The 16,886-nt window shown below is 72.4% G+C and carries 12 protein-coding genes; 6 read left to right on the top strand and 6 right to left on the bottom strand.

The annotated features are described in order from the left end of the window. Positions 1–43: 43 nt before the first annotated feature. From H5965_RS02255 to H5965_RS02275, 5 genes are all read right to left on the bottom strand, one after another. Positions 44–1,498 carry a DUF6350 family protein gene (locus H5965_RS02255; protein WP_310967531.1) on the bottom strand — a complete coding sequence of 485 codons (1,455 nt, stop codon included), beginning with the start codon at positions 1,496–1,498 and terminating at the stop codon, positions 44–46. Between the two features lie 135 nt (positions 1,499–1,633). Further along, positions 1,634–2,413: a DUF5336 domain-containing protein gene (locus H5965_RS02260; protein WP_310967532.1), complete on the bottom strand. Its 780-nt coding sequence runs from the start codon at positions 2,411–2,413 to the stop codon at positions 1,634–1,636. Positions 2,414–2,622: 209 nt separating this feature from the next. Further along, complete coding sequence (gene sucD, locus H5965_RS02265) at positions 2,623–3,513, bottom strand: succinate--CoA ligase subunit alpha (protein ID WP_310967533.1); 891 nt, start codon at positions 3,511–3,513, stop codon at positions 2,623–2,625. A 1-nt stretch (position 3,514) separates the two neighbouring features. Then, complete coding sequence (gene sucC, locus H5965_RS02270; protein WP_310967535.1) at positions 3,515–4,684, bottom strand: ADP-forming succinate--CoA ligase subunit beta; 1,170 nt, start codon at positions 4,682–4,684, stop codon at positions 3,515–3,517. Between the two features lie 595 nt (positions 4,685–5,279). Continuing rightward, positions 5,280–7,289 (bottom strand): hypothetical protein, encoded by a 2,010-nt coding sequence (locus H5965_RS02275; protein ID WP_310967536.1) that lies wholly within the window; start codon positions 7,287–7,289, stop codon positions 5,280–5,282. A 912-nt stretch (positions 7,290–8,201) separates the two neighbouring features. Here H5965_RS02275 and H5965_RS02280 point away from each other — a divergent pair. Then, positions 8,202–8,882, top strand: a complete 681-nt coding sequence (locus H5965_RS02280) for a M23 family metallopeptidase (RefSeq protein WP_310967538.1) — start codon at positions 8,202–8,204, stop codon at positions 8,880–8,882. Between the two features lie 1,017 nt (positions 8,883–9,899). On the opposite strand, the gene pcrA is transcribed toward H5965_RS02280, so the two are convergent. Beyond that, positions 9,900–12,314 carry a DNA helicase PcrA gene (gene pcrA / locus H5965_RS02285; RefSeq protein WP_310967540.1) on the bottom strand — a complete coding sequence of 805 codons (2,415 nt, stop codon included), beginning with the start codon at positions 12,312–12,314 and terminating at the stop codon, positions 9,900–9,902. Between the two features lie 149 nt (positions 12,315–12,463). Between pcrA and H5965_RS02290 the strand changes: the two genes are divergently transcribed. The 5 genes from H5965_RS02290 (at position 12,464) to H5965_RS02310 (ending at position 16,732) form a co-directional block, all read left to right on the top strand. Then, positions 12,464–12,889: a DUF1707 domain-containing protein gene (locus tag H5965_RS02290; protein WP_310967541.1), complete on the top strand. Its 426-nt coding sequence runs from the start codon at positions 12,464–12,466 to the stop codon at positions 12,887–12,889. A gap of 161 nt (positions 12,890–13,050) precedes the next feature. Continuing rightward, positions 13,051–13,347, top strand: a complete 297-nt coding sequence (locus H5965_RS02295) for a chorismate mutase (protein WP_310967542.1) — start codon at positions 13,051–13,053, stop codon at positions 13,345–13,347. Between the two features lie 64 nt (positions 13,348–13,411). After that, positions 13,412–13,726, top strand: a complete 315-nt coding sequence (locus H5965_RS02300; RefSeq protein ID WP_310967544.1) for a hypothetical protein — start codon at positions 13,412–13,414, stop codon at positions 13,724–13,726. A gap of 856 nt (positions 13,727–14,582) precedes the next feature. After that, complete coding sequence (locus H5965_RS02305; protein WP_310967545.1) at positions 14,583–15,617, top strand: hypothetical protein; 1,035 nt, start codon at positions 14,583–14,585, stop codon at positions 15,615–15,617. Between the two features lie 260 nt (positions 15,618–15,877). Next, positions 15,878–16,732, top strand: a complete 855-nt coding sequence (locus H5965_RS02310; RefSeq protein WP_310967547.1) for a hypothetical protein — start codon at positions 15,878–15,880, stop codon at positions 16,730–16,732. Positions 16,733–16,886 lie beyond the last annotated feature (154 nt).

Here is a 16,886-nt window from a genome sequence, read left to right on the forward strand (position 1 = left end):
GTGCGCAGCCGGGCGCACGGCGCTTCACCAGGTCACGTAAACCCTAACGGTCGCCCTCGTCCGGCTCGACGTCGCCGCAGGTCTCGGTGCCTCCGGTCACAGCCCCGTCCGGGCCGGGAGCGGTTTCGGCGGGTTCGTCGAGGCCGAGTTCGGCGTCGGCCTCGGCTTCGAATTCCGCGTCCTCGGTGGAAAACTCGTCGTCCTCTTCGGACGGCTCTCCGGCCGCTTCGAGTTCCTCGACGGCTTCGGATGCTTCTTCGGGGTCGATGTCGTCGGCGTCCTGGAAGGCTTCGTTGTCTTCGAGCGCTTCGGGCGGCGGCGCGGGCGGCTCGTGCTCGCCGGCGAAGAAGGCGACGAACGAACCCGGGATGACGATCCAGCAGAACGCGACGACCGAGGCGACGCCGACGGGGACGCTGACCGGGTCGAACGGGCCGTCGCCGAGCCGTCCGCCGGCGAGCGTGCCCAGCACGACGCAGCCGAGCGCGACGACGGCACCGGCGACCGCGACCGCGCGGATGCGCTGTGCCGGATCGGCGTCCACCTTGCGCAGCGACCAGCCGGCCAGCGCACCGGCCGCGGCGGGCAGCACCAGCAGTGCCGGCCACCAGGCCGCGTGGTGCTCGGGCAGGCCGCCGAGCAGCGGGACGGCGGGCACGGCGGCGCCGTGGTAGCCGAACATGCCGACGGTGAGCGGCCCGATCGAGAACCCGGGCCCGGTGACGAAGGACAGCGCGGCCGTCACGGCGTTGGGCAGATACAGCAGCGAGAGCAGGAAGAGCCCGGAACTGGTGCCGAGCCCGGGTTCGTAAGTGTCGGACACCGTCGCCCACGACAGTGCGGTCGCGACGGTGAAGACGGCGGCACCGCAGGCCACCAGGACGGCCAGGCTCATCGCGCCGACGCGCAGCCCGCGCAGCGCGAGCGGGTCGAGGCGGTCCGCGACGGCGTCCGGCAGCCCGCACGACCGGGTGATGCCGGCGGCCGAGCCCGCTCCGGCGAGCAGGCCGGGGACCACGAAGGCGGCGAAGGGGTTCGCCGTCACCGGCGAGCCCTGCGCGCAGAGGGCTAGGACGAGCCCGAACACCGCGTGCGCGCCGGTGATCGTGAGCAGCACCGGCTGGGCTTCGCGGAACGACCGGCAGCCGAGGCGGCGGGCGGCGCCGGACGCCGTCCGCGCGGCCAGCGCGACCACACCCAGCGTCGGCAGCAGCGGGAGCATCCCGAGCGGGTGGCCGGCGATGCCGAGGCGCACCTGGTGCGCGGCGAGCCAGCCGGGACCGGCGGCCAGCAGCACGCCGGTGTCGGAGAAGGCGGCGCGGCCGGCGGTGAGGGCGACCAGGGTCAGCACGGTCGCGACGGCGGCGTAGCCGGTGACCAGCGGGCCGAGGGCGGCGGCCAGCAGCACCCGCACCCGGGACGCCCGGACGGGTTCGGGTGCGCCCACCTCGTCACCCGGCGGGTGGGGTTCTTCGGTGAGCAGATCCATGATCCGCACCCTGACATCCGGGCTGCTCCGTCCGGGTGAGCCACGCCGCCGCCGGGCGCGGGAGCTCACCCGGTCGGGTCTCCCGGACGCGAAACACCCGCTGTGACACGGAGCGTCACAGCGGGTGTCCGGGGTGGGGCTGCGTCAGTTCGACTTGCCGAAGCCGCCGGGCGGCGTGCCCGGGTTCTCCGGCGGCGGCTGCTGGAAGAACGAGCCCTGCTGCGGGGCGTACGTGGTGGCCTGCTGGCCCGGCGGCGGGGTGGTCGACGGCGGGTTGGGCGAGCCGTACTGACCCGGCTGCGAGAACGGCGCCGACGGTTCGCCGGTCGGGGCGACCGGCCCCGGCCCGTGGCCCGGCTGGCCGAACTGCTGGCCCTGCCCCTGCCCCTGCTGGCCGAACTGCTGCTGGCCGTACTGACCGCCGTAGGAGGGCGCGGCGGGCTTCGGCGCCGGCGGCTTGATGACGTCGTGCGCGATCAGCAGCGCGGCGACCGCGGCGAGCATCTGCAGGATGCCCAGGATCAGGATGACGGTGACGATGCCGGGCGAGGTCTGCATCCCGACCAGGGTGTCCAGGACCTCGAGCGCGCCGAGGACGCTGAACAGCGCCGCGAACGGCAGCGTCTTCGGGCCCTTGGGCAGCGCGGTCATCCCGGCGAGCAGGCCGCCGCCGAGCAGGAACGTCCCGCCGAGGCCGACTTCACCGTTGTCGGAGAAGCCGAGGAAGTACTGCACGAGGCCGAGGCCGGCGACGACCAGGGCGAGCAGCAGCGGCAGGTTCTGCGGCAGGCCCGCGCCACCGGCGGACGCCTGGTGCGAGTGCGGCGGCTGCTGCTGCGCCGGGAAGCCACTGGACGGCGGTCCGGGGGGCTGCTGGCCGCCACCCTGCTGGGGGTAGCCGGGCCCACCGCTGGGGAAGGTCATCGGATGCACTCCTGTCGGTTCGACCGGCACCCCGGGCGCGCACGGGCGCCCGGGGAAAGACGAGGCGGCTGGTGTGCGCAGAACGCTAGCGCACTCCGCGGCCGCCAGCCCACCAGACGTGTGAATACCTCGCGCGGTTTCCTACCGAAACGAGGGAGGGCCGGCCACCCGTGTGGGTGCCCGGCCCTACCAGGAGTTACGTCCCGGGCTCAGCCCAGGTTGTTGTACAGCTCACGTGCGAGGACGGCGGTCTCGCTCGGGGTCTTGCCGACCTTGACGCCGGCGGCCTCGAGGGCCTCCTTCTTGGCGGCGGCCGTGCCGGAGGAGCCGGAGACGATGGCGCCGGCGTGGCCCATGGTCTTGCCCTCGGGCGCGGTGAAGCCCGCGACGTAGCCGACGACCGGCTTCGTCACGTTCTCCTTGATGTAGGCCGCGGCGCGCTCTTCGGCGTCGCCGCCGATCTCGCCGATCATCACGATGACCTTGGTCTCGGGGTCGGCCTCGAACGCCTCGAGGGCGTCGATGTGCGTGGTGCCGATGATCGGGTCGCCGCCGATGCCGACCGCGGTCGAGAAGCCGATGTCCCGCAGCTCGTACATCATCTGGTAGGTCAGCGTGCCGGACTTCGACACGAGGCCGATCGAGCCGGGGCCGGTGATGTCGGCCGGGATGATGCCGGCGTTCGACTTGCCCGGGCTGATCACGCCGGGGCAGTTCGGGCCGATGATCCGGGTCGTGCCGCCCTTGGCGACGGCGTGGGCCCAGAAGTAGGCCGAGTCGTGCACCGGGATGCCCTCGGTGATCACCACGGCGAGCGGGATCTCGGCGTCGATCGCCTCGATGACCGCGTCCTTGGCGAACTTCGGCGGCACGAAGATGACCGACACGTCGGCGCCGGTCTCCTTGATGGCCTCTTCGACGGTGCCGAAGACCTTGAGGTCCTTGCCCTCGATGGTGACGGTCTGGCCGGCCTTGCGGGCGTTGACGCCGCCCACGATGTTCGTGCCGGACTTCAGCATCTTGGTGGCGTGCTTCATGCCCTCGGAGCCGGTGAGCCCCTGGACGATGACCTTGCTGTTCTCGTTCAGGAAGATCGACATCTCACGCACCTGCCGCGGCGAGCTCGGCAGCCTTGTCGGCCGCGTTGTCCATTGTGTCCACCACGGTGACCAGCGGGTGGTTCGCGTCGGCCAGGATCTGGCGACCCTCGACGACGTTGTTGCCGTCCAGGCGGACGACCAGCGGCTTGGTGGCCTCGTCGCCTAGGATCTTCAGGGCCTCGACGATGCCGTTCGCCACCGCGTCGCAGGCGGTGATGCCGCCGAAGACGTTGACGAAGACGCTCTTGACGTCGGTGTCGTTGAGGATGACGTCCAGCCCGGCCGCCATGACCTCGGCCGACGCGCCGCCGCCGATGTCGAGGAAGTTCGCCGGCTTCACGCCGCCGTGCTTCTCGCCCGCGTAGGCCACGACGTCCAAAGTGGACATGACCAGGCCCGCGCCGTTGCCGATGATGCCGACCTGGCCGTCGAGCTTGACGTAGTTGAGGTTCTTGGCCTTGGCCTTCGCCTCGAGCGGGTTCTCCGCGTCCTTGTCCACCAGGGCCTCGTGGCCCGGCTGGCGGAAGTCGGCGTTCTCGTCGAGGGTGACCTTGCCGTCGAGGGCGATGATCTTGTCCTGCGGGTCGCGGACCAGCGGGTTGACCTCGACCAGGGTGGCGTCCTCGGAGACGAAGGTCTCCCAGAGCTTCACCACGACGTCGGCGGCCTCGTCGATGATGTCGGCCGGGAAGTTGCCGGCCTTCAGGATCTCGAGCGCCTTCGCCTTGTCGACACCGGCGATCGCGTCGACCGGGATCTTCGCGAGCGCTTCGGGGCGCTCGACCGCGAGCTGCTCGATCTCCATGCCGCCCTCGGAGGACGCCATCGCCAGGAACGTGCGGTTCGCGCGGTCCAGCAGGAAGGAGAAGTAGTACTCGGACGCGATGTCCGAGGCTTCGGCCACCAGCACGCGGCGCGTGATGTGGCCCTTGATGTCGAGGCCGAGGATGGCTTCCGCCTTCTCCTTCGCCTCGTCCGGCGTCTGGGCCAGCTTGACGCCGCCCGCCTTCCCGCGGCCGCCGACCTTCACCTGCGCCTTGACGACGACCTGGTTGCCGATCTGCTCCGCGGCGGTCTTGGCTTCTTCGGGGGTGCTAGCCACCGAGCCCGGCAGAACCGGTACTCCGTGGGCGGCGAAGAGATCCCTCGCCTGGTACTCGTAGAGGTCCACTACTCCAGTCTCCTGACGACACGCCACTGTGGTGGTCCGTTGCCGGACCGCGCTGTCGGACCAGTCGAGGTTAGCGACCTGCGCAGACGCAGGGGACTCCGCACCTGGTGAAGTCGGTCACCGTACGCGGTCAGACGGTGTTCCCGAGGTGTGAGACCGCCCACCGCGCAACCATTCCACGGCTTTTCCGGGGTCTCGGGTGGGGAGGACCCGAACGCCGTTCAAGGCCTCGGCGAGCCCGGGCGGAGGTCCCGCGCCGAGCACGCCGACGGCGTCCGGGTCCTCTTGGTCGGCGGTGGCGCGGAGTTGCTCGAGGGTGTCCAGGGGGCCGGCGTGGATGACTTCCATGCCTTCGTCGCGGAGGGTGCGGGCGAGCGTGATGGCTGCCGGGTCGGGGCGGGCGAACTCCACGAGGAGGACGCGGAGACGTGCGCGGGGTGCGGTGTGGGTGGATGGCTGGTTGGGGGGTGTGGCGTCGCTCAGCGGTTGGTGGGGGTCGGCGTCGCCCGGCGGCGGGTGCGGGTGGGTGGAGTCGCCCGGCTGGTCGGGGTGGGCGGCGTCGGCTGGAGGCCGGGGGCTGGTGGCCTCCAGCCCGTCAGCGTGCACGGCGGTCCCCGGCTGCGGCCATGACGGCGGCGAGCAGGAGCGCGGCCGTTGCGGCCAGCGCGACCCAGAAGCCGGTGGCCGGGCTGGCGCCGCCCAGTGCGCCGCCGACTAGCGGCAACTCTGCGGCGTGCAGCGCGGTGAGCAAGGCCGCTCCCGCCAACAGGGCGGCCGCGGGCTTCGGCCGGGATCGCGTTGCCAGCGCGGCGGCGCCGACGACCACCACGGCCGCCGTCAGTAGTCCCCACGATGGCGTGTCGAGGTTGGACCACAAGCCCGCGGCGACGTAGCCGGGGACGGCTAAGACCGGCAGTCCGAACGCCGCGACCGCCAGGATCGCGCCGGCCGCCACCGGTGTTAGGACGTTGCTCTCGCTTGTTCCTTGCCCCGCGTCTTCGCGTTCGACGACTCCGGTTCCCGCGGCGGCGAGTGCGGCCAAGGCGGCGAGGACGAGCGCGGCGAACGTCCAGGCTGCGCCGGCGCCGAGGTCGTAGGTGAAGACGGGCGCGGCCGTGCCCCCGAAGCCGGCGAGGTTGCCGGCCTGGGTGGCGGTCAGAGCCGTGTTGAGGACGGCCGTGCCGGCCAGGACGATTCCCGCCCAGGCGACCCCGAGCACCGACCGCGCGATGGCGGCGGTCTTCGGGACGAGCACGCCGGCCGCGGGAACGGCGAGCACGAGCGCCGCGACCAGCAGGAACCAGCGCGCGGGACTGTCGGCGGCGGCGCTGACCGGCGTGACGGCGCCCGGGTTCAGCGCCGTGACGGCGACCTGCGGGGCGAAGGCGCCGATCAGCGCGGCGATCGCGGTGGCGAGGCCGAGGACGCCGGTGGTGAGCCGCCACCAGAAGAGGCCGGGGAGCTTGGCGTCGCCGGTCTCGGCCTTCTTGGTGCTTTCGGTGAGCCGCGTGCCCGCGAGGCCGGCGATGACCGCCGTCGCGACGAGGGCGAGGGCGGGGCCCCAGGTGACGTGCAGGTCGGCGCGGAAGAGCCCGGCGAGAACCGGCGGCGCGGCGACGGCGAAGGCACCGGCGGCGAGCCCGCCGAGCGCACCCCGGGCGACCTGCTCGGCCGGAGCGGCGAGAGCGAGCGCGGCGGCCAGCGGCAGGGCGGCGGCGAGGAGGAGGTAGCCGCCGAGGGCGGGCCAGGGGCCTTCGAAGGCGGCGCGGGCGAGCAGGAAACCGTTGTCGGAGTGGACGGGCGCGGTGAGCAGCCCGGCTCCGGCGACGACGGCGAGCAGCGGGACGAGCAGCCGCCAGCGCCGTCGTTCGGGTTCGTCGTGGTTCCGGAGGGCCCGCCAGGCGACCACACCGGCGGCCGCGGTCAGGAGGTGCCCGGCGACGAGCAGCCAGAACCCGGCGCCGACGGCGGAGCTGCCGAGGAACCGGTCGGGCAGGTAGAGCTCGGGCCGGATGGTGAGGGGGCCGTTGACGGCGAACTGGAGGTCGAGGACGAGCCGGCCGGGGGCGAGGGCGGCCAGGCCGAGGACGAGGCCGCCGCCTATGCCGGGCTTGTTCCTGGTGGCGAACCAGACGGCGGCGGCCGCGGGGGCGATGGCGAGGAGGGCGAGCCACGGCCAGCTGGTGAACCCGGGGGCGGCGGCGGGCGAGACGGAGACGAACGCGGCGGCGGTGAGGGCGGCGGCCCCAAGGGCGGCCAGGGTGAGGGCGGTTTTCAGGGCGGTGGAGGGGTGGGTTTCGTCGGCCCAGGGGTCGGCGGGCTCGCCGGGGGTTGGGTGCGTGAGGTTTCCGGCTCGGCCGGCCCGGGCGGCGGGCTCGCCGGCGGTGGCTTTGCCGGGGGTTGGGTGCGCAGGGATTCCGACCCCGGCGGCGGGCTTGCCGGCTACGGCTTTGCCGGAGGCGGAGTGCGCAGGGATTCCGACCTCAGCGGAGGACTCGCCGGCTGCGGCTTTGCCGGAGGCGGAGCGCGCGGTGTCTCCGGCCTCGGCAGGGGGCGAGGCGGGCTTGGCGGAGTCGCGCGGTGACGTGGGGGATTTTTCGGGCACGACGGGTATACGTGCCGCGGCGGGGACGGGGCTCGTCGGCGCGTCGGATTCGGCGGACTTTTCTGGTGCGCTGGACACCCCTCCGGCTGCCGGCACCGGCCGCGTGGGTGGGTCGGAGTCGGCCTGGCCGGCCGCTTGAGCAGCGGGTTTTTCGGGTTCGCCCGGTACGCCGGCCGCGGCGGGGACGGGCCGTGTGGGCGCGTCCGGCTCCGGGGTGCTCCGGGCTTCGGCGTCCGGGTTCGGCTCGGCTGGACCGGTGTCGGGCGGGCTCTGGGCCGCTTCGCCCATGCCTCGCGCCGCGGGGTTCTGGCGGGGGCCTGGGGTGCTTCCGGTGGGGGGCTCTGCGCGTGGGGGCATATTGCCCGCGACGCTAGCAAGTTCGGACCGCGGCGGACCCGTTGGCGGGCGCGAGTCGTCGAAGGTGCTTCAACCCCGCGTCGCAATTCGTTATTCCGGGCTTCGGGGGCTTCCGAGACCCCGTTGCGCCCTCTGGCGGGTCTTCACCACCCTTTCCGCCTGTAAGGCAAGTCACACCGAACGCCGTAAACCCCCTCTAACTTTGGGTGATTTCCACAGGTGAGCGGCGTGGCGGTTCCACCCGATCGGCCGACAGCGGGGGCACGTCTTGCCGACAGCGGTACCCCTTCGTTACTGTCCCGGGGTCCCCATTACAGTCAGGTCACGAAGTAGGACGCCGAGCAAACCACCCCCGAGGTTGGCTCACCGGGTTCCCCCGCCCGCAGTCCTCGACCCGGCTCCCCGACGATGGAAGGCCCTGTCTTGGCTTCACACCGCTCCCCCGGCGGCCAAGCTCCTTCCCCGGCACTGAAGGACGCGCTCGAAGGCGCGGTCGTCCGTGTCCGGGGTGCGCACCGCATCGCCCCGCCCTCTTCGGCCCTTCGCGGCCGTGTCGTGGTTGCCGCTGTTGCGGCTGGTGCGTTCGCCGCCGCTGCTGCGGGCTCGACCCTCAAGACAGTCACCGACTCGAACACCGCCGTCACCCCCCTGGCCAACAGCCAGGACGCCAGCGCTTCGCTGACCGCGGGAGGTGCGGGCTCCGGGGGCGCCCCGGAACTCCTGCCGACCGGCCACGCCGTCGACGCCTCCGCCGAAGCCGCGAAGCTCGCTGACAGCGCTTCTGTCACGCAGGCCCGCGAGCAGCGCGAAGCCGACGCCGCCAAGAAGGCCGCCGAAGAAGCCGCTCGCCCGAAGACCTGCCTGCCCGCGCACGGCACCTTCACCTCGGGCTTCGGTGCCCGGTGGGGCACGAGCCACCTCGGCATCGACATCGCCAACTCGATCGGCACCCCGATCTACGCCGCCTCGGACGGCACCGTGATCGAGGCCGGCCCGGCCAGCGGTTTCGGCCTCTGGGTGCGGATCCAGCTCGACGACGGCACGATCCAGGTCTACGGCCACATGAACAGCTTCTCCGTCAAGGAGGGGCAGAAGGTCAAGTGCGGCCAGCAGATCGCCGAGATCGGCAACCGCGGTCAGAGCACCGGCCCGCACCTGCACTTCGAGGTGTGGCAGAACGGCACCAAGAAGATCGACCCCCGGCCCTGGCTGGCCGCGCGCGGCATCGTTCTCTGATCCGTTCGCTCCCTCCGCGGGAGCAGGCACCAGCGGCGGGACCCCGGCCGTAGAGCGAGCGTCCGCTCCGGCCGGGACAGCGCAGGCGGGCACACCCGGCGCAGGGCGCTGAAGGCACGCGCTCCGCCGAGCCGCTCGGGTGCTGGAACCGGTCACGAGATCAAGGTTCACCGCTGAGGGCCAAACACAAACACCCGGATCGGGTAAGTCTTGGTCAGCGGGTGAACGCCGGATGGCATCGCGCTGGTTCGGCGAGGGAACTTCGCCGCGAACACGGGCAGCACCAAGCGGTTCCGGCGAGTGCACCTCTCCGCGAGTGCGGGCCGCGCCAAGCGGTTCCGGCGAGATCGCATCCCCGCGGGCACGAGCCGCGCGGAAGCCGCTGCCGATCACACGGATCACCGGAAACGCCCCAGATCGAGCCGAGAGCAGTCGGACGACCCGAACCACTCCGGGGCCGCCAAACGCCGCCCACAGTCGCCTCAGCGCCCGAAACGACCTACCGCTGGCCGCCCGGTGAACGGCGGATGAAGTACGCCACCGCGATCTGCCACACCGTGCACAGCTCCGCCGGGCGGCGGACCGGCAACCAACCCCAGGGCACAGCTCCCCGTGCGCCCCCCGCGGAGCGGACACGCGCGGCACTCCGAGCCCTGGTCGTCCAGCGGCGTCCCCGGCCGCAGGTGACACAACGCCCGTCCGCGCCGAGCTCGTGTTGCCTGAGCAACGCTCGCCAGGCGGCGGCCAGCCGGCACGCCTCCGCTCCCGCAGGCGAAGGATTTCCTGAAGCCCCCGAAGGCTCCCGACCCCGATCCGGAACCGTCGACCCCAGGACTCCTCGCAGGTATTTCTGTACCCCTTCGGCCAGAAGCCCAAACAGCACCGCGTCCACACCACACTACCCCCTCCGTCGAACCTTTGTTCGATGACGGGGTCAGTTGTACCGGGCGGGTACGACGATTCCGGCGGCGATCGGGGAGATCGCCGCCGGATTCACTCGGACGAGTGGCGGCCGGGCTAGAGCTTCACCATCGGGACGCTGCCGATGAGCATCAGGCGGACCTTGCCCGCCTGGCCGAAGTCGATCGTGGCCGTCGCGCGCGGGCCCACGCCGTCGCAGGAGATCACCGTGCCGAGGCCGTACTTGTCGTGGCTCACCCGGTCGCCGACGTCCAGCTTCAGCGCCACCGTGTCCTTCCAGCCCTTGCCGAACGACGGCGTTCCCGACGAAGACGGCGACGAAGACCGCCGGCCGCCCCAGGTGGTCGCCGCCCGCGGGGTGCCGCGGGAACCGGAACCGAACGAGCCGAAGCCGCTGCTCGACGGCTCCAGCCGCCGCCAGTCGACCAGGTCCGGCGGCAGCTCGTCGAGGAACCGCGACGCCGGGTTCATCGACGGCTGACCCCACGCCGAGCGCGTGATCGCGCGCGAGACGTACAGCCGCTTCCTGGCCCGCGTGATCGCGACGTACGCGAGCCGCCGTTCCTCGGCCAGCTCCGTCGGGTCGCCCAGCGCGCGCATGTGCGGGAAGACGCCGTCCTCCCAGCCGGTGCAGAACACCACCGGGTACTCCAGGCCCTTCGCGGTGTGCACGGTCATCAGCGTGACCACGCCCGCGCCGCCGTCGCCCTCCTCGCCGCCGTCGGGCGAGGGCACCGAATCCGCGTCCGCGACCAGCGACACGCGCTCGAGGAACGCCGGCAGCGAGCCCGGCGCCGGAACGCCTTCCTCGACGACCAGCTCGGCGTTCTCGTCCGCGACCACCTCGGCGGTGATCTCGGTGAACTCCCGGGCCACGGTGACGAGCTCGTCCAGGTTCTCCACCCGCGTGTGGTCCTGCGGGTCTTCCGACTCCTCGAGCTCGACGCGGTAGCCGGTCTTGTCCAGCACGGCTTCCAGGACGTCGTGCACCTCGGCGCCGTCGGAAACCAGCGTCCCCAGCTCGTCGAGCAGCGCCACGAAACCGCCGATCGCCTTGACCGAGCGGGGGTTCAGCAGCGGCACCTTGCCCTCGACGGCGTCCCGCAGCGCCTGCGCGAAGGAGATCCGCTCGCGCTCGGCGTGGGTCGCCACGACGGCTTCGGCGCGGTCGCCGATGCCGCGCTTGGGCACGTTCAGCACGCGCCGCAGGCTGACCGTGTCTTCCGGGTTCGCCAGCACGCGCAGGTAGGCGATCATGTCGCGGACTTCGCGCCGCTCGTAGAACCGCACGCCGCCGACGACCTTGTACGGCAGGCCGAGCCGGATAAAGATCTCTTCGAAGACGCGGGACTGGTTGTTGGTGCGGTAGAAGACGGCGACGTCGGAGTAGTCGGCTTCGCCCTTCTCCGCCAGCGCGTCGATTTCGCCCGCGACGAACGCGGCTTCGTCGTGGTCGTTGTCCGCGACGTAGCCGACGATCTTCTCGCCGTCGCCCGAATCCGTCCACAGCCGCTTGGCGCGGCGGTTCGGGTTCCGCTCGATGACGGCGTTGGCCGCGGACAGGATCGTCTGCGTGGAGCGGTAGTTCTGCTCCAGCAGGATGGTGTGCGCGTTCGGGAAGTCCCGCTCGAACTCCTCGATGTTCCGGATCGTCGCGCCGCGGAAGGCGTAGATCGACTGGTCCGCGTCACCGACGACGACCAGCTCGGCCGGCTCGACACCGGCTTCGTTCGGCGCCGTCCCGGCCAGCTCGCGGACCAGCGTGTACTGCGCGTGGTTCGTGTCCTGGTACTCGTCGACCAGGACGTGGCGGAAGCGCCGCCGGTAGTACTCGGCGACGTCCGGGAACGCCTGCAGCAGCGAGACCGTGCGCATGATCAGGTCGTCGAAGTCGAAGGCGTTGGCCTGGTTGAGCCGCCGCTGGTACTCGCCGTAGACCTCGGCGACGCGGCGCTCGAGGTCGTTGCCCGCGTTCGCCGCCGCGGTCTCCGGGTCGGTGAGCTCGTTCTTCAGGTTCGAGATGTGCACCGCGAGCGTGCGGGCGGCGTAGCGCTTCGGGTCGATGTCGAGGTCCCGGGCCACCAGGGTGATCAGCCGCTTGGTGTCGTCGGAGTCGTAGATGGAGAAGCTCGACGACATGTCCAGCGTTTTGGCTTCACGACGCAGGATCCGGACGCACATCGAGTGGAACGTCGACACCCACATGGCGTTCGCGCGGCGCCCGACGAGGGCGGCAACGCGCTCGCGCATCTCGGCGGCGGCCTTGTTGGTGAACGTGATCGCCATGATTTCGCCGGGGTGCACGCGGCGCTGCCCGAGCAGGTACGCGATCCGGCGGGTCAGCACCCGGGTCTTGCCCGATCCGGCACCCGCCACCACCAGCAGCGGGCCACCGGCGTGGGTGACGGCTTCGCGCTGGGCGGGGTTGAGGTCGTCGAGCAGCTCGGCCTGCCCGCCGGCGGCGGGCTTGCGCACAGGGGTCGCGGCGGGGAGATCGAAGAGGGTGTCCATCGTGGCGTCCACGCTACCCCGGGTGGGTGCCGGCCCGGCAAAGTCGTCGGGTGTGTCCGGGCGCGGTTCCCGTACGGCGGCGGGCGTACCGCCGGATGTCGCCCGGCGTCCGACGCGCGGCGGCCCCCGCGCGCGGAGCATCGGTGGACATGGAAGACACCAGCTCCGCCCGGATCCGGGCCGCCGACGCCGATCGCGAACGCGTCGCCACCACCGTCCAGACCGCCGGCTCCGAGGGCCGGCTCACCCTCGACGAGGTCGAAGAGCGCCTCAGCCGCGTCTACGCCGCGCGGTTCACCGACGAACTCGCCGCGCTGACCGCCGACCTGCCGCGGCCGGCGCCGCCGTCGCCCGGTTTCCCGTTGAGCCGGGCCGCGCTGCGGCGGCACCCCGCGCTGCGCGTCCACGCCGCCGTCGTCGCCGCGATCGCCGCGCTGGTGCTCGTCCGCTGGGTCGTGCTGGGCGCCGGGTTCTTCTGGCCGGCCTTCCCGCTCTTCTGGCTCGGGCTGAGCCTCCTGGTGCACGCCCGGGTGCGCTCGGTGCGGGAGCGGCTGCACACCGCTGTGCCATACTGATCTCATGCGGCACCACGCGGAGCGATTTTTTTACGGGACCCGGACTCCGGCTCCTGTGATCGCGTAGTGCCCGAACCGCCATCACGCCAGCCCCGGAGTCCACGGACCCCGGGGCTGTCGCCGTCTCGGGGCCGGGTCCGGGTCTCGAGGAAGAGGTCCCGATGAACGCACACGCGACGAACGCCGACGGCCAGCCCGCCGAACACACCCCCGCGGGCGACGACATCGCGGCGCTCCGGCAGGAGATCGACCACCTGGACAAGGAGATCCTGCGGCTGGTCAAACGCCGGGTCGAGGTGTCCAAGACGATCGGGGCCGCGCGGATGGCCGCGGGCGGCACGCGCATCGTCTACAACCGCGAGATGGACGTGCTCGCGCGCTACCGCGAGCTCGGCCCGGACGGCCGGCAGCTGGCCATGGCGCTGCTGAACCTGGGCCGCGGGCGGCTCGGGCGGTAACGGTTGCCCGAATTCGGGGACTTCCCCGAGGCACCGGCGGCCCCCGTGCGGGCAGACTGGAGCCATGGACTGGCTCGTGAACCTCATCGCCGTCATCGTCGCGCTCGCGAGCGTGCTGGCCGCGCTGGGCCATGTGGGGTATTTGGCGTTGCTCAACAACGCGGCGGGCAAGCGGGCCGGGGGCACTCCGGTCGCGCAGTACGTCAAGAGCAGGTGGGCCGTTGCCGGCGGTACCACCGCGGCCTCGCTGTTCGCCTGGTTGCTCACGGCCGGGGGACCGACGCTGGACGTCTTCGCGATCATCGTCGCCGCGGGTAGCGGTGTGGTGGCGACGAAGGCGCTGCAGTCCACGCGGGACCGTTACCGCACGGGAGGCTGAAAGCCCTGATCAGGGGCGATGGCGCTGCGTGAAACTTCGCAGCGTCACCATCGCCCGTTCGGTCGCGCCCGACCGAGTGAAACCTCTGCAACTTGCAGGTTTGGGGGCGACTTTCTCCACCGGATGCTCCTAGGGTTGACGTTGTGAGGACCCTTGCGTCTGGGTCGGGCGATGCCCGGGGGACGCGCGGGGGCAGTGGCCCCGCGCGCCCGCTGTCGCGTGCGCGTGCATTTGCGCAGTATTCCGAACGGGATTCCGCGCGTGAGGGTGCTCCGATCGGGTCGTCGTGCCGCCGGATGGCGTCAGGACCGCACTGCCGGGTGGTCGAGCCCACATGAGCCAAGGCACGGAGTTCCACGGACGCGGTGCGGCGCCCGCTCATCCCGGGCGGCACCGGCGCGGCGGCGCGGAGAGCTGGACGCCGCCGCTGCCGCAGCACCGCCCGGTGCGGCACCACGCGGCCGGTGCGCCGGAGCCGGGGTTGCGGCACGCGCCGGAGGGTGGCTACGGGTTACCGCAGCCCGGCCTTCGGTACGGGCCCGGCGAGACGCACGAGGGCGCGGCCTACGGGTTGCCACAGCCCGGCCTTCGGTACGGGCCCGGCGAGACCCACGACGGCGCGGCCTACGGGTCGCCGCAGCCCGGCTTCCGATACGGGCCCGGCGAGACACACGACAGCGGGGCCTACGGGTCGCCGCAGCCCGGCTTCTCATACGGGCCCGGCGAGGCCTATGCCTTGCCGCACCAACCTCACGGTGGGCCGTCGGATGGGCGTTGCCACCAATACCCCGCCGAGATCTCCGGCTTCTCCGGCCGGCTGGCCGGGCCGGAGGTGGACAGCCGCCCTTTTCGGGGCGTGAGCGCCGAACCGGATGCGCCCGTTTCCGGGCTGCTCCCCCTTCCGCAGCCGCGTGACCGGCGGCCCGCCGCTCCGCTCTTCCCGGCCGCGCACGGGAGTCTCCCGATCGGCGACGAAGACAGCGAGCCGGACGAAACGCCGGTCGCCGAGACCCATGCCGAGCAGGTCGCCCGGCGGACGCGCGTCTCGCTGGCCGCCCCCGCTCCCCGATGCGTCGACCTCGACGAAGACGACGTCCGCGTCTACTCCGCTCCTCCCATCGACGGCCTCGGCGGCTTCACCATCGGGTCCGTGCCCGCCTCCGTGACGCCACCCAAGACCTGGCGGAAGGCGGCCTGGTTCGCCACCGGCGCGTCCGGTGCCGTGGTCGTCGGGCTGCTGTGCGCCGGGTCCTTCCTGGTCGGGAAGCCGCCGGTGGACCAGGCCGTGCAGGGCGCCTGGCCCGGCTACCAGGGCGTGCCGACGATCGCCGATCCCACCGAGGAACACCGGCCGCCCACGCAGGGCGGCTCCGGGGCCGGGCCGGAGAGCGCCGCGCCGCCGGAAAGCGGGAAGGCCCAGAGTGGCGGGGGTGGCGGGCCGGTCGACGACGCCACTGCCCCGGCCGACGCCGGCACCGCCTCCCCCGGCACCGCGACCACCGGCCCCGCCGTCCCGAGCGCGGCGCCGCGGAAGCCGCCGGTCACGCCCGCCCAGCGCGAGACGCCGGTCAAGCCGCCGTGGTGGTACTCCTTCCCGCCGGACGCCCAGACCATGGGGGACAACTCGGAGAAGTTCTTCAACACCGTCACCACCGACCCGGCCGCGGCGTCGTCGGTGACCACCGGACGGCTGCACGACCAGGGGCCGCAGGCACTCGCCGACCGCTACGCCGGCATCGCCTACTTCGAAGTCAAGAAGGTCAGCATCGACCAGCAGCGCGGCGTCACCGTGAACACCGTCGAAGTCACCCACACCGACGGGACCAAGACGGTCGAGGAACGCACGCTGACCTTCGGCGACGGCGACAAGATCACCGCTGACGGCCAGTAGCCGGACCTGCACGTGCGGTTCGCCCGTTCCGATGCACGTGCGGTGCGCCGAGCGGTTATGCCTGGTCCGGGTGGGTGACATAAGCTGCCGCTCGTCGTATCGCGACGGCATTCCGGCGACAGAGCCTGGTGGTCGCCGTCCGCACAGGGTTACCTGACGACAACGAATCCGGAAACCGGCCACGAGTCGGCCGACCGGACCAACGGGAGCCCGGCCGAACGGCCGAGTGCCCGTCCCCGGAACCCAGAGCGAGGACTTTCGTGCTTGATCGGCAGCGCACACGGCGTGAGTCACCCCACGCCGTCCGCGTCGAGGACGTCATCCCGGCCGACATCCTGGACGGTGTCGCCGACGCCGACCGCGACCACCTGGAGCAGGTCTTCCGCGACCCGCAGCGGTTCCTGCCCGCCCGGACCGAGCCGGTCCGCGAGCCGGAGCAGGCCGAAGAGGCCGGCGAGCCGGAAAGCCGGTTCGCGCGCCGCGCGAAGCTGACCGGGCTGGTCGCCGCGGGCGCGCTCGTCGCCGGTGCCGTGGTCGCCGCGCCGATGCTGACCAGTTCGCACCGCGCCGCCGCCCCGTCCGGCGGGCAGTCCACGCCCGCCGGGTTCACCGGCGCCGCGGAGCTCGGCGGCCTCGCCGTCCCGCAGCACCAGGCCGGCGGCAGCGCGCCGGAGCGGCACAGCCCGGCGACGTCGCAGGCCGAGGACACCCCGTCCGCCCGGCCGGCGAACGGCACCCCGCGCACCCAGCCCACACCGGCCGCGGCCGACCCGGTCCCGGACAAGGCCGCCGACGCGCGCAGCACCAGCCGCAAGATCCAGGCCGTCAAGGACTTCTACGCCGCGATCGCCCGCGACCCCTCCGGCGCGTTGGCGCTGCTGAGCCCGGCGCTGGTCGACGGCACGGCCGGCGAGCTGGTCCGCACCTGGAGCGCGATGGACGCCATCGACGTCCAGGAAGCCGACACGCAGATGCAGCCGGACGGCTCGATCCTCGCGGTCGCGACGCTGCACCGGCCGGACGGCGCGCTGGTGCGCGTCACCCAGCTGTTCCGGGTGGCTGACACCGGTGGGCTGATCACCGAAGCCGAGCTGGTCTCGGCCCAGTACATGTAGCCCACGGCGATCACCCCTTCACCCCTGGTTCAAGTGCCCGTGCCGGATTCGTGTGCGCAGAGTGAGCGCCTAGCCTTGTCACGGGCCGGTCTCGGAAAAACCGGCTCAGAGCCCACGACATGTGCATACGCTCCAGCGAAGCGGCGTGCTCGTG

Source organism: Amycolatopsis sp. 505 (genome assembly GCF_031625235.1).
Lineage (GTDB): Bacteria > Actinomycetota > Actinomycetes > Mycobacteriales > Pseudonocardiaceae > Amycolatopsis.